We start from the raw sequence: 13,451 nt of genomic DNA, 5'->3' as shown, positions 1-13,451 counted from the left end.
CGTCCCGCGGGGAGCGGGCACGCACGACAGCGCCCGCTTCCCGAGGAAGCCCTCGGGGAGCGGGCGCGTACGGCCCTGCCACTGTCGTCAGCGCCGTCGGTACGACTCCACGTAGCCGCCCGCGGGCGTACCCACGCCGGTGACGTCGTCGTAGCCCTTCACGGCCTTCAGCGAGCTGTCCGCGCCCAGGGTGCGGACCGAGGTCAGCAGTCCCTCCGACGCGTCGTAGGCGTTGGCGAAGTCGACGCGGGCCACCGCGAGGCCGGAGCCCGTGGGGTTGTCCGTGACGTCGTGGTACGCCTTCGTGCCGTACTTCGCGTAGATCGACGGGTTGGCGAAACCGATCGCCTTGCCGCCGCGCGCCTGCTGGGCGAGGGCCTGTACGGCCGCGATGACCGGCGCGGCCAGCGAGGTGCCGCCGATGCGGTACTCGCTGTACTGCTGCGACCCGTCCGGGAAGGTCTGCGTCTGGCCGACCTTGAAGCCGGTGTTGGGGTCGGCGATCGCCGAGATGTCCGGGACCACGCGGTTGCCGGCGGCGCTGTTGGCCGTGGCGAGCGAGGTCGGGACGACACCGTGCTGGTAGTACGGCTCGGCGACCGTCGCGCTGGTGCCACCGCCCGCGCCCGAGGTGAACGCGCCGGGGAAGTCCGTCCAGCTCTTGCCGTCCGCGGACAGCAGCGCCTTCTCGGTGCCCCAGCCGGTCTCCCACAGGTACTTGTCGCCCTTGCCGACCGCCAGCGAGGTGCCGCCGACCGCCGTCACCCACGCCGAGTTGGCCGGGGTGTCGACCTGCTTCGTCCCGGTGTTGGCGACCTCGTCGCCGTTGTCGCCGGAGGAGAAGTAGAAGCCGATGCCCTCGACCGCGCCGAACTGGAAGACCTGGTCGTAGGCGGCCGCGAGGTCCGGCGTCTGGGCCGCCTCGATGCTGCCCCACGAGTTGGACACGATGTCCGCCAGGTGCCCGTCGACGACCTTGCTCAGCGAGTCGAGCAGATCGTCGTCGTAGCAGGACGCGCCGCCGACGTACGTGATGCTCGCGGCGGGCGCGACCGCGTGCACGGCCTCGACGTCGAGGGTCTCCTCGCCGTACCAGCCGGCCGCCCCGCACTCCTCGGTGTGGGCGTACTTCTTGGGCAGGACCTGGCGCAACTGGCCGCTGGTGTAGGCCGCGTCGCCGTGCTTCTTCGCGTAGGTGGCCGCGTCGTAGGCGATGGTCGGGGAGGCGTACGCGTCGGTGATGGCGACCCGGACCCCCTGGCCCGTGTAGCTGCCCGCGCCGTACGCGGCCCGCAGCTGCTTGCCGGTGTAGCCCTGGACGGCGTACGGGATCTTCCCGCCGTACGCGTCCGGCAGCGTGGTCGCGATGTTCGAGCCGTAGTACGAGGAGAACGGCCCGGAGTTCTTGAACACCGCGTCCGGCGGCGGCAGTTGGTCCGCGTGGCTCGCCTTGTGCGGCGCGTTGTCCAGGCCCGTGACGGTCAGGACGGCACCGTTCAGGCTGTCCGGCGCGGAGGCCGCCTTGGCGGGCGCGCGGTAGGTCTTGGAACCCTTGGCGTAGTTGTGCAGTTGGGTGCCGAAGGCCCGCTCGGCGGCGGACACGTCACCGGAGACGGAGACGTAGTGCCGCGTCACGCCCGTGACCTTCAGACCGGCCGACGTCAGCCAGGACCTGACGGCCTTCACCTGGGCGTCGGTGGCCCCGTAACTGGCCTGCGCCTGCTGCGTGCTGAGGTACTTGCCGTACGACGCGGAGGACGGGTCGGACACGGCCTTCGCGTACGCGGCGAGGCCGGTGGCGTCCCGGCCGGCGAGGTAGACCCGGGCGGAGACCTGATTGCCGTCGGCGGTCGCGCCCTTGTCGGCCTTGGTCGTGGCCCACGCGGGCTTGGTCCCGGCCAGTGTGTCCCGGCCCGGGTTGTCCACGGCGTGCGCCGCGGGTATGCCGAGCGCCAGCGCGCCCGCGAGCATCGGCAGTGTCGCTGCCATGCTCACCCCGGCGCGCATCTTGGCGCGGTTGGATCTCATGGAACCCCCTGTGCGGTTCGTCGCGAGTGGATCACTCGACGGTGGCCACTCTCGCGATGAACTGTTCATGCCAGGGGAATGCGAGTGCCAAGAAGAGCCCAATTAACCTAATGACAAAGCCATTTGAGGGTTAACCCGCTACGCCGACCGAGGGTTAACCCGCTACGAGCGCGGCTGCGCTCCCCGTTCCTTGAGCAGGTCCGTCATCAAATCGATCTCCGACTCCTGCGCATTGACCATGCCCCGCGCGAGCCGCTTCTCCACACCGGCCGTGCACCGGTCCACACAGCCCTCGGCCATGTGGACCCCGCCCTTGTGATGGTCCGTCATCAACTGGAGATAGAAGACCTCGGCCTGCTTGCCGCTGAGCGTGCCCAGCTTCTTCAGCTCGCTGTTGGTCGCCATGCCCGGCATCAGCGACCCGTCCTTGCCGGAGGGCATGTCGCCCATGCCCATCCAGGTCATCGGCGAGTCGGCCGACACCTTCGGCAGCCCCCACAGGTCGAGCCAGCCCAGCAGCATGCCGCGCTGGTTGGCCTGCGTCTGCGCGATGTCGTACGCGAGGCGCCGCACCTCCTCGTCGTCGGTGCGGTCGCGCACGATGTACGACATCTCGACGGCCTGCTGATGGTGCACTGCCATGTCCCGCGCGAACCCGGCGTCCGCGGAGTCGGCGGCGGGAACAACCGTGCTCGAACCGTCGTCCTCGGCGACGGCATAGGTGATGGCGCCGCCCGCGACCAGTACCCCGGCCACGGCGACGGCCACCGACGCGAACCTCACTGCGACAGACCACCCGTGCACGCCGCGCCCGGCTCGGGCGTCTGCTTGCCCTGCACGAACTTCTCGAAGAACTTGGCGAGGTTCGGGTCGTCGGCACCGGTCACCGTGCGCTGGTTCCCCCACGCGGTGATCATGATCGGGTCGGCCTGCTTCTCGTCCGGGCTCATCAGCGTGTACGGCGTCGCCTTCACCTTCGCCGCCAGCGACGCCACGTCCGCCTTCGAGGCCTTGCTGGTGTACGTCACCCAGACCGCGCCGTGCTCCAGGGAGTGCACGGCGTTCATGTTGTCGATCGCCTTGGTGTAGACGTCGCCGTTGCAGTTCATCCAGACCCGGTTGTGGTCACCGCCGACCGGAGGCTCCGTCGGGTACTTCACCGTCTTGGTGACGTGGGTCTGGCTCAGCTTGCCGCTCCACGTCTTCACCCCGTCCGCTCCGGTGACGAACTTGCCCGTGGTCTTCGCGTCGGCCGCGGTGCTGTCGTCGTCGGACTGCGAGTTCACCAGGACCACTCCGCCGACCACGAGGCCCGTGACGACCACCACACTGGCGGCGATGGTGAGGATCCGGTTCCGGCGCTCACGGGACTGCTCGGCGCGCCGCATCTCCTCTATTCGCGCCTTGCGGGCGGCGCTGCTGCTGTTCTTGGCGGAGCCCATGCGTGTGTCCTTCTGGGGAAAGGGTGCCGGTCGGGTCCGCTGATCGTAATGGGGGAGTAGTGCACTCTCGTAGGGAGGGCACAGGAATGGCCGAAGATCGGGTATCCGGGGAGGATCGGATACCCGTGGGACCCGGCCCCGGGAGGTTGCGGGACTCCCGGCATTACGTATGTCGGTCCGAGCAGGCAAGATGGGCGGCAGAGCAGTACACCTGCCCGACGTGAGGCGTTCACTCCGAGGTCGGCCGGACGATCAAGGTGCGCAACACTCGTGAAATGGTGTTGTGGTGGGATGCCCAGGTGCCCGACCGCCTCCCGTGGTACGGGAGACAGGCGGCCTGACCAGCAAGGATGGGGAAGCGCAAGATGGACAAGCAGCAGGAGTTCGTGCTCCGGACGTTGGAGGAGCGTGACATCCGGTTCGTACGCCTGTGGTTCACGGACGTGCTGGGCTTCCTCAAGTCCGTGGCCGTGGCCCCGGCCGAGCTGGAACAGGCATTCGACGAGGGCATCGGCTTCGACGGCTCGGCGATCGAGGGCTTCGCCCGCGTATACGAGTCGGACATGATCGCCAAGCCCGACCCGTCGACCTTCCAGGTCCTGCCGTGGCGTGCGGAGGCCCCCGGCACCGCCCGGATGTTCTGCGACATCCTCATGCCGGACGGCTCGCCGTCCTTCGCGGACCCGCGGTACGTGCTCAAGCGTGCCCTGGCCCGCACCTCCGACCTGGGCTTCACCTTCTACACCCACCCGGAGATCGAGTTCTTCCTGCTGAAGGACAAGCCCCTCGACGGCACCCGGCCCACCCCGGCCGACAACTCCGGCTACTTCGACCACACCCCGCAGAACATCGGCATGGACTTCCGCCGCCAGGCGATCACCATGCTGGAGTCGATGGGCATCTCGGTCGAGTTCTCCCACCACGAGGGCGCCCCGGGGCAGCAGGAGATCGACCTCCGCTACGCCGACGCGCTGTCCACGGCGGACAACATCATGACGTTCCGCCTGGTCATGAAGCAGGTGGCGCTCGAGCAGGGCGTCCAGGCGACCTTCATGCCGAAGCCGTTCTCCGAGCACCCCGGCTCGGGCATGCACACGCACCTCTCCCTCTTCGAGGGCGACCGCAACGCCTTCTACGAGTCGGGCGCGGAGTACCAGCTCTCCAAGGTCGGCCGCTCCTTCATCGCGGGCCTGCTCAAGCACGCGGCGGAGATCGCGGCGGTCACCAACCAGTGGGTCAACTCGTACAAGCGCATCTGGGGCGGCTCGGAGCGCACCGCGGGCGCCGGCGGCGAGGCCCCCTCGTACATCTGCTGGGGCCACAACAACCGCTCCGCCCTGGTCCGCGTCCCGATGTACAAGCCGGGCAAGACCGGCTCCGCCCGCATCGAGGTCCGCTCCATCGACTCCGGAGCCAACCCGTACCTGGCGTACGCCATGCTCCTGGCCGCCGGCCTCAAGGGCATCGAGGAGGGCTACGAGCTCCCGCCGGGCGCCGAGGACGACGTCTGGGCCCTCTCCGACGCCGAGCGCCGCGCGATGGGCATCGAGCCCCTGCCCCAGAACCTGGGCGAGGCGCTGACGCTGATGGAACGCAGCGACCTGGTCGCCGAGACCCTCGGCGAGCACGTCTTCGACTTCTTCCTGCGCAACAAGCGCCAGGAGTGGGAGGAGTACCGCTCCGAGGTCACGGCGTTCGAGCTGCGGAAGAACCTGCCGGTGCTGTAGGAGTTTGCCGTGGGGCGCCGGGTCGTGCGGACAGTGCGGCCCGGTGAGGGCTGGTCGCGCAGTTCCCCGCGCCCCCTTGGCGGCGCTACCGCTCCGCCAGTTTTGCCAGCACCTGATGCAGCGGCTCCGTCGCCCGCCGCCGGTACTCCTGGATCGCCCACCCGTTCCCGTCCGGGTCCTTGAAGTACATGAAGGTCGCGCCGTCCTGCGGAGCGAACTGCTGCGGTTCGCTGACGTCGAGGCCGCGGGCGGTCAGCTCCTCGTAAGCGGCCTTGGCATCCGTGACGCACAGTTGCATTCCGTGGTACGTCCCAGGCTGCGGTGTCCCCGTCGGGACCTCCAGGCCGTCGACCAGGGCGATGGAACAGCCGGAACCGGGCGGGGTCAGCTGCACGATGCGCACCCCGGGCATCACCTCGCCGTCGAGGTCCACATGGAATCCGACCTTGTCCTGGTAGAACTCCTTGGCCCGGTCCACATCGGAGACCGGCAGCAGGATCACTTCGAGGGTCATGTCCATGGGCGTGACTCCTTTGTCGACGTCGGCAGAGCGTCCGAGAGCCGTCAGAACCGCCAGCGCGTCTGGCTGAAAGGCTCCCCCTTACCGAAGCCGAAAACGGTGCGCGGCGCCACCGCGAAGACGACGGCATGCCCAGGACCGTGGTGGAAATAGCCTTCCCGTACCTCGAAGTGCCAGAAATCGCCGTACTTGGTCTCCCACGCGGCGGCCAGCTCCCGCAGCCTGCCGTCGTCGGACACGCGCACCGCCTCGCCCTCCACCACCAGGTCGTAGCCCTTGTCCCAGATGTTGGTGCCGGTCGTCAGCACGACGTGCGGATTGTGCGCCAGGTTCTTCGCCTTGCGCTCCTCTGGCCCGGTACAGAAGTGCAGCGCGCCGTGCGCCCACACCGCGGGCAGCGGTGTCACATGCGGCCGCCCGTCCGGCCGTACCGTCGAGATCCAGAACAGCTCGGCCGCAAAGAGCAGCGCCTCGGCGTCGCGCCAGGGGATCGCGGTGGCGGTCTCGTCGCTGTAGCGGGGGTCGAGACGGGTCTGCGGGTCGTTGTCCGTCATGGGGCGCTCCTCCTCGTGACCGAGTACGTCGCGGCACAGAGGCGTCACACCGCCTCTGTGTCAGGGAATACCCGGGCCACCGCCGCCGTACGGCTCGAGACCCCCAGGCGATTGAAGGCGTTCTCCAGATGCTTGCGGACGGTGCTCCGGGAGATGACGAGTTGCCCGGCGATCTCCGGTGTGGTCAGGCCGCGGGCCACGCAGCGCAGGACGTCCAGCTCCCGCAGGGTCAGCTGTACGGGAGGCCGGCGTCGGCGGGCGGCCTCGGTGTAGATCGCGTACAGGTGCGGGGCCATCAGCCGCAGGACGGTCATCTCGTGGTCGCTGAACGGCTTCGGGTCCCTGCGCAGGAACTGGAAGACACGGGTGCGGTTCGTTGCGGTGGGCAGGGCGACCGCCGCGATGCACTTGAACGGGCGGAGACACTCCGTGTAGATCGGCAGGCTGGTCAGCTCGCGCAGTGACATGAAGTCGGTCGTCTGCATGACCTCGGGGCTGATGTGCGGCCGCGTGACCTGCAGGCACTGCAGGTGCTGGTGGCGCCAGCGCCAGTACTCGTCCAGCGAACCACCCTCCCCCATGTTCCCCCAGTCGTCGTACGGCGTCTCCTGCTCATTGACATGGATCCGGGTCGGAACGTCCAGCTCCGAGAAACAGGCGCAGTCGCACGGCACGAGGCGCTGCAGACCGAGCAGCAGGGACTGCGGGGGCACGTCTGTCGAGCGATCCTGCCGGGCCTCGTCCAGAACGTCCGCCATGCGCCGCAGCTGGACCTCGGCCGTCGTCAGGGGTGATGTCATCGCGGCCTCCCGGGGCCGGGCCTCCCGTGTGCGGCGAATCTACGCCCCGAGCGGGCCGAGGGCGCCGGGGATTCGTCAAATGCCGAATGGGCTACGGCCGTTGACGCGAGCACTGTCGACACCAGCGGCCACCCCGGCCGCCGGACCGGACGGAGTCATCCCATGCGTTCCCACCTGCGTACCCATGACGGGCGCGCCCACTCCCACCGCCCCGCGGCCCTCGCCGCGGGCGCCGCCGCCGTGGCCGCCGGACTGCTCGCCACCGGCTGCGGCGGAACCGCAGCCGGCGCTTCGGAGGAAACGGACGACACGGTGTTCTCCACCGCGTCCCTCACACTCGGCTCCCGCGGCGACATCCGGCTCTCCGGCACCTCTCGTACGGCGGTCAGGCCGGCCGGTGCGTACCCGGTGACCGCGGGCCGCGCCCACGCCTTCGCCCGACCGGCCGGCACCTTGCTGGTGGTCCTGCGGCACTGGCCGGAGACGGAGAAGACGGACACGGACACGGAGCGGGCCTCACGCGGGCGGGCCCGCCAGTTGCCACCGCTCGACGAGCCGGCGGTCGAGACCGGGTACCTCGTCGACACCGGGAGCTGGGTCCGTGCCGACCTCGACGGACACCCGTTGCAGTGGCTGCGCCGGGACACGATCCGGATCGACACCACGAACGCCACCGGTGGGGACCGCGTCCGGCTCACCCTGTCCGGACCGCACGGGGGTCGCTCCGGACAGCCCACCCCGCCGTCCGACGACCGGGCGTGCGCGCGGCTCGACCGCTGGGCCGACCGGCGGGTGGTCCTCCCGGAGGTGGCGGCGGGCACGCCCGTCGGGACCGCGCTGGCGCGGCTGCGGAAGCAGTGCCTCGACGTGCAGTACGCCTCGCTGCCCGGCGACGGCCGCCCCGGCACCGTACGACAGGTCCTGGTGCCGCTCGCCGGACCGCCGGACACCGCGGCCGTCCTGCCCCCGGACGAGGGCGCGGACCGGCCGGGCGACACCGTGCTCGTGGACCCGCGGCGACCGGCGACGCTGTCGGTGACCCGCTGAAACCTCTGAGGCGCCCCGGCGCTTCCCTCGGCTTCTCCGGTTAGGCTCGGGGCCGTACGACCTTGATCCGACAGGAGGCCGGGATGACGGCGCCGGGGCGCAGGAGCAGTACCTTCACGCGGCTGCTGCGGCACGGCTTCACCGACCCCTCCGCCGCCGAGCGCCTCCTGGACGGCGTGGAGCTCGCGCACGTGCGGGACGACCCGGTCCTGCTGGAGGCGCTGGGCGCGACCGCCGACCCGGACCTGGCCCTGCACGGTCTCGTACGGCTGTTGGAGGCGCAGCCCGCGCCCACCGCCCGGCGCGAACTGCTCGACACGGTGATAGCGGCCAAACCGCTGCGCGACCGGCTGCTCGGTGTGCTCGGCGCCTCCGCCGCGCTCGCCGACCACCTCGCCCGGCACCCGAGCGACTGGCACGCCCTCGTCATGTACGAGCCGAGCGACCTCCACCCCGGGGTGGCGGAGTTCGAACGGGGCCTGGCCGAGGCCACCGACCCGGTCTCGCTGCGCGTCGTCTACCGCCGCTGCCTGCTGTCCATCGCCGCCCGGGACGTGTGCGGCACCACCGACCTGGCGGAGACCGCCGCCGAACTCGCCGACCTCGCCACCGCGACCCTGCGCGCCGCCCTCGCCATCGCCCGCGCCGCGGCGCCCGACGACGCGGCGCTGTGCCGGCTCGCCGTCATCGCGATGGGCAAGTGCGGCGGACACGAGCTGAACTACGTCTCCGACGTCGACGTCATCTTCGTCGGCGATGCCGTCGAGGGCGCCGACGAGGGCAAGGCCGTCAGGGCAGCCACCAAGCTCGCCTCGCACCTGATGCGCATCTGTTCCGAGACCACCGTCGAGGGCTCGATCTGGCCCGTGGACGCCAACCTGCGGCCCGAGGGCAGAAACGGTCCGCTGGTGCGCACCCTCTCCAGCCACGTCGCCTACTACCAGCGCTGGGCCAAGACCTGGGAGTTCCAGGCCCTGCTCAAGGCCCGCCCGGTGGCCGGTGACATAGAACTCGGCGAGGAGTACGTCGCCGCCCTCGAACCCCTCGTCTGGAAGGCCGCCGAGCGCGACAACTTCGTCGCCGACGTGCAGAAGATGCGCCGCCGCGTCGTCGAGAACATCCCGGTCGCCGAGATCGAACGCGAGCTGAAGCTCGGCCCCGGCGGCCTGAGGGACGTCGAATTCGCCGTCCAGCTCCTCCAGTTGGTACACGGGCGGGCCGACGTCTCGCTCCGCAGCGGCACCACCCTGGACGCCCTGCAGGCGCTGGCCACCGGCGGCTACGTCGGCCGCGCCGACGCCGTCCAGCTCGACGACGCCTACCGCTTCCTGCGCTCCATGGAGCACCGCATCCAGCTCTACCGGCTGCGCCGCACCCACCTCGTCCCCGAGGACGAGGCCGACCTGCGGCGCCTGGGCCGCTCCCTCGGCCTGCGCGCCGACCCGGTCGCCGAGCTGACCCGCGAGTGGAAACGGCACACCAGCGTCGTACGCCGGCTGCACGAGAAGCTCTTCTACCGCCCCCTGCTCGACGCGGTCGCCCAGCTCGCTCCCGGCGAGACCCGGCTGAGCCCCGAGGCGGCCCGCGAACGGCTGGTCGCGCTCGGGTACGCGGACCCGGCGGCGGCGCTGCGGCATCTGGAGGCGCTGGCCTCCGGGGTCACCCGTAAGGCGGCCATCCAGCGCACGCTGCTGCCCGTCCTGCTCGGCTGGTTCGCCGACTCGGCGGACCCCGACGCCGGGCTGCTCAACTTCCGCAAGGTGTCGGACGCGCTCGGCAGGACCCCCTGGTACCTGCGGCTGCTGAGGGACGAGGGCGCCGCCGCCGAGAACCTCGCCCGCGTCCTGTCCGCCGGCCGCCTCGCCCCCGACCTGCTGATGCGGGCCCCCGAGGCCGTCGCCCTGCTCGGGGACGGCGACGCGGGCGGCCTGGAGCCGCGCGACCGGGCGGCCCTGGAGCAGGAGATCCTCGCCGCGGTCGGCCGCGCGGACGGCGCCGTGCAGGCGGTCACCTTCGCGCGCGGTGTCCGACGCCGCGAGCTGTTCCGTACGGCCGCCGCGGACATCGTGGGCTCCTACGGCACCGAGTCACAGCCGGTCGAGGCCGACCAGGGTGCCCTCGTGGACCGGGTCGGCGGCGCGGTGTCCGACCTGACGGCGGCCACCCTGTCCGGGACGCTGCGCGCGGTGGTCCGGGACGGCTGGGGGGACACCCTGCCCACCCGGTTCGCCGTCATAGGCATGGGCCGCTTCGGCGGCCACGAACTCGGCTACGGCTCCGACGCCGACGTCCTCTTCGTGCACGAGCCGCGCGAGGGCGTCGACGAACGCGAGGCATCCGAGGCGGCCAACAAGGTCGTCTCCGAGATGCGCCGCCTCCTCCAGATCCCCAGCGCCGACCCGCCCCTGCTCATCGACGCCGACCTGCGCCCCGAGGGCAAGTCGGGGCCGCTGGTGCGGACGCTGAACTCGTACGCGGCCTACTACCGCCGCTGGTCCCTGGGCTGGGAGTCGCAGGCACTGCTGCGAGCCGAGCCCGTCGCCGGGGACGAGGAGCTGTGCCGCCGCTTCATCGAGCTGATCGATCCGCTGCGCCACCCGACGGCCGGCCTCGGCGACGACGCCGTACGCGAGATCCGGCGCCTGAAAGCCCGTATGGAATCCGAGCGGATGCCCCGCGGCGCCGACCCGAAGCTGCACACCAAGCTCGGGCCCGGCGGCCTCTCCGACGTCGAGTGGACGGTGCAGCTCATCCAGATGCGGCACGGCGCACAGGTGGCCGGCCTGCGCACGACCCGCACCCGCGCCGCCCTCGCCGCCGCCCGCACGGCCGGCCTCCTCTCCGCCGAGGACGCCGCGACCCTCGACGAGGCCTGGGTCCTGGCCACCCGCGTACGCAACGCAGTGATGCTCGTACGCGGCCGCGCCGGCGACACCTTCCCCTCGGACGCCCGCGAACTGGGCGCGGTGGGCCGATACCTGGGCTACGGCCCCGGCCACGTCGGCGACATGCTCGACGACTACCGGCGTACGGCCCGACGGGCGCGGAGCGTGGTGAACGAGCTGTTCTACGGGGCGTAGACCTCGGGCGCCGGGAGGCTGCGGGGTCCTGTCGACGGGAGGCGGCCGGGCTCGGCTACGCCTTCGTCGGCAGCAAAGGCCCTACGCGGGCCGGGACGAGCTTCGGGAGCGTGTACGGGAGTGCCCCGTACCAGACCCGCGCCACCGCGAAGCCGAAGGTGAGGCAGAGGATGCCGCCCACCGCGTCGAGCCAGAAGTGGTTGGCGGTGGCGACGATGACGATCAGTGTGGCCGTCGGGTAGAGCAGGCCCAGGACCCGCACCCACGGGACCGACGCCAGCGCGAAGATCGTCAGGCCGCTCCACAGGGACCAGCCGATGTGCATCGACGGCATCGCGGCGTACTGGTTCGACATGTTCTTCAGGTCGCCGGAGGCCATCGAGCCCCACGTCTGGTGGGCCATGACGGTGTCGACGAAGTGGCCGCCGTTCATCAGGCGCGGCGGGGCGAGCGGATACAGGTAGTAACCGACCAGGGCGACGCCGGTGGTCGCGAAGAGCACGAGGCGGGTGGCGGCGTAGCGGCCGGGATGGCTGCGGAAGAGCCACACGAGCACACCCAGCGTCACCACGAAGTGCAGGGTCGCGTAGTAGTAGTTCATGCCGACGATGAGCCAGGTCACCGAGTTCACGCCGTGGTTGACGGATTCTTCGACGGCGATGCCGAGCTGGTGCTCGACCTTCCAGATCCAGTCGGCGTTGCGCAGGGCCTCGGACCGCTGCTCCGGGACCGCGTTGCGGACGAGCGAGTACGTCCAGTAACTCACCGCGATCAGCAGGATCTCAAACCAGAGGCGGGGCCGACGCGGAGCGCGCAGACGGTGCAGGAGCCCCGGCCCGCTGTCGGCCGTGACGGGCTGCCGAACGGCCTCGTCGGGCCCTTCCTGCGTCGTCACGGTCGTCTCAGTCATAAGCACAGAGTCTGCCAGAAAAGCCTTCTCCCGCCGATCATCCCCCGGTCGGGTCCGGGCCGCACGTTCTACGCCCGGAAGACCCCTGAAGCCTCCTACCAGCGCACTGCGAGATGGTCGTTTTCTCCGCCTTGAGAACGAGCCGCGTGACCAGTTCCACGGCCGTTCGACCTCAGTGGCGTCCGCGTTCCCCGGGAGCCGAGGCGGTCGAACCGCGCACCACCAGTTCCGGCATGAACACGAACTCGCTGTGCGGCGCGGGTGTCCCGCCGATCTCCTCCAGGAGCGTGCGGACCGCCGCCTGTCCCATCGCCGGGACCGGCTTGCGGATCGTCGTCAGCGGCGGGTCGGTGAAGGCGATCAGGGGGGAGTCGTCGAAGCCCACGACCGAGATGTCCTTCGGGACGTCCAGACCGCGCTGCCGTGCCGCCCGTATCGCGCCCAGCGCCATCATGTCGCTGGCGCACACCACGGCCGTACAGTCACGCTCCATGAGCGCGGTGGCCGCGGCCTGGCCACCCTCCAGGGTGTAGAGGGAGTGCTGGACGAACTCCGTCTCGATGGTCTCCGTACCCAGGCCCAGCAGGTCCTGCATCGTGCGGACGAAGCCCTCGATCTTGCGCTGCACCGGCACGAACCGCTTGGGGCCGAGCGCCAGACCGATCCTCGTGTGTCCGAGCGACACCAGGTGCGTGACGGCCAGTGTCATCGCCGCCCGGTCGTCGGGGGAGATGAAAGGCGCCTGCACCTTCGGCGAGAAGCCGTCCACCAGCACGTAGGGCACGCCCTGCGCGCGCAGCTGCTCGTAACGCTGCATGTCCGCGGAGGTGTCCGCGTGCAGACCTGAGACGAAGATGATGCCGGCCACGCCCCGGTCGACGAGCATCTCCGTCAGCTCGTCCTCCGTGGAGCCGCCCGGTGTCTGGGTGGCGAGCACCGGCGTGTAGCCCTGCCGGGTCAGCGCCTGGCCGATGACCTGGGCCAGCGCCGGGAATATGGGGTTCTCCAGCTCCGGAGTTATCAGGCCCACCAGGCCCTCGCTGCGCTGCCGCAGACGCACCGGGCGTTCGTAGCCCAGCACGTCGAGGGCGGCCAGCACGGACTGGCGGGTGGTGGCGGCGACGCCCGGCTTGCCGTTGAGGACGCGGCTGACGGTCGCTTCGCTCACCCCCGCCTGAGCAGCGATGTCGGCAAGCCGTGTGGTCACAGGGTGGGACTGTACCGGCCGGGTGTCACCTTGCACACCGAACCGGCGCCTTGGGCGACCTGCTGACCGGCCCGCTCCGGGCTGCTGGGTCATCGCGCTCCCTCGTGAAAGTGATGGCAAGAGCTTGCAGAGTCTT

The 13,451-nt window shown here is 70.7% G+C and carries 11 protein-coding genes; 3 read left to right on the top strand and 8 right to left on the bottom strand.

Features of this window, described 5'->3' with window-relative positions; translation table 11 throughout:
• Window positions 1-87 precede the first annotated feature (87 nt).
• The 3 genes from ACFYO2_RS02665 to ACFYO2_RS02655 all read right to left on the bottom strand — a co-directional run bounded on the left by ACFYO2_RS02665 (window position 88) and on the right by ACFYO2_RS02655 (window position 3,470).
• Complete coding sequence (locus ACFYO2_RS02665; RefSeq protein ID WP_388342990.1) at window positions 88-2,028, bottom strand: protease pro-enzyme activation domain-containing protein; 1,941 nt, start codon at window positions 2,026-2,028, stop codon at window positions 88-90.
• Window positions 2,029-2,190: 162 nt separating this feature from the next.
• Window positions 2,191-2,796 (bottom strand): DUF305 domain-containing protein, encoded by a 606-nt coding sequence (locus tag ACFYO2_RS02660; protein ID WP_388342988.1) that lies wholly within the window; start codon window positions 2,794-2,796, stop codon window positions 2,191-2,193.
• 11 nt (window positions 2,797-2,807) lie between these two features.
• Window positions 2,808-3,470 (bottom strand): DUF3105 domain-containing protein, encoded by a 663-nt coding sequence (locus ACFYO2_RS02655; RefSeq protein WP_388342985.1) that lies wholly within the window; start codon window positions 3,468-3,470, stop codon window positions 2,808-2,810.
• 365 nt (window positions 3,471-3,835) lie between these two features.
• On the opposite strand from ACFYO2_RS02655, the gene ACFYO2_RS02650 reads away from it, so the two are divergent.
• On the top strand, window positions 3,836-5,197 hold the full coding sequence (locus tag ACFYO2_RS02650; protein ID WP_266440534.1) for a glutamine synthetase family protein: 1,362 nt from the start codon (window positions 3,836-3,838) through the stop codon (window positions 5,195-5,197).
• Window positions 5,198-5,282: 85 nt separating this feature from the next.
• Here the strand turns inward: ACFYO2_RS02650 and ACFYO2_RS02645 are convergent, their stop codons facing one another.
• The 3 genes from ACFYO2_RS02645 to ACFYO2_RS02635 are packed head-to-tail and all read right to left on the bottom strand — an operon-like array spanning window position 5,283 to window position 7,071.
• Complete coding sequence (locus ACFYO2_RS02645) at window positions 5,283-5,717, bottom strand: VOC family protein (protein WP_388342982.1); 435 nt, start codon at window positions 5,715-5,717, stop codon at window positions 5,283-5,285.
• Between the two features lie 44 nt (window positions 5,718-5,761).
• Entirely contained in the window at window positions 5,762-6,271 is a 510-nt protein-coding gene (locus ACFYO2_RS02640; RefSeq protein WP_388342979.1) for a pyridoxamine 5'-phosphate oxidase family protein, read from the bottom strand.
• A 44-nt stretch (window positions 6,272-6,315) separates the two neighbouring features.
• Complete coding sequence (locus tag ACFYO2_RS02635; RefSeq protein ID WP_388342976.1) at window positions 6,316-7,071, bottom strand: response regulator transcription factor; 756 nt, start codon at window positions 7,069-7,071, stop codon at window positions 6,316-6,318.
• A 162-nt stretch (window positions 7,072-7,233) separates the two neighbouring features.
• On the opposite strand from ACFYO2_RS02635, the gene ACFYO2_RS02630 reads away from it, so the two are divergent.
• Together ACFYO2_RS02630 and ACFYO2_RS02625 are read left to right on the top strand one after the other, a co-directional pair.
• The gene (locus tag ACFYO2_RS02630) at window positions 7,234-8,118 is read left to right on the top strand and encodes a hypothetical protein (protein ID WP_388342973.1); all 885 of its coding nucleotides are present in this window, start codon (window positions 7,234-7,236) and stop codon (window positions 8,116-8,118) included.
• Between the two features lie 83 nt (window positions 8,119-8,201).
• Window positions 8,202-11,198: a bifunctional [glutamine synthetase] adenylyltransferase/[glutamine synthetase]-adenylyl-L-tyrosine phosphorylase gene (locus tag ACFYO2_RS02625; RefSeq protein ID WP_388342970.1), complete on the top strand. Its 2,997-nt coding sequence runs from the start codon at window positions 8,202-8,204 to the stop codon at window positions 11,196-11,198.
• Window positions 11,199-11,253: 55 nt separating this feature from the next.
• On the opposite strand, the gene ACFYO2_RS02620 is transcribed toward ACFYO2_RS02625, so the two are convergent.
• Together ACFYO2_RS02620 and ACFYO2_RS02615 are read right to left on the bottom strand one after the other, a co-directional pair.
• Window positions 11,254-12,108 (bottom strand): phosphatase PAP2 family protein, encoded by an 855-nt coding sequence (locus tag ACFYO2_RS02620; RefSeq protein ID WP_388342967.1) that lies wholly within the window; start codon window positions 12,106-12,108, stop codon window positions 11,254-11,256.
• A 172-nt stretch (window positions 12,109-12,280) separates the two neighbouring features.
• Window positions 12,281-13,315 carry a LacI family DNA-binding transcriptional regulator gene (locus ACFYO2_RS02615; RefSeq protein WP_388342965.1) on the bottom strand — a complete coding sequence of 345 codons (1,035 nt, stop codon included), beginning with the start codon at window positions 13,313-13,315 and terminating at the stop codon, window positions 12,281-12,283.
• Window positions 13,316-13,451 lie beyond the last annotated feature (136 nt).

The sequence above is a fragment of the Streptomyces sp. NPDC006602 genome (genome assembly GCF_042870385.1).
GTDB lineage: Bacteria > Actinomycetota > Actinomycetes > Streptomycetales > Streptomycetaceae > Streptomyces.
The sequence above is the reverse complement of the archived record's forward strand: the minus strand, read 5'-3'. Positions and strand labels throughout refer to the sequence as shown.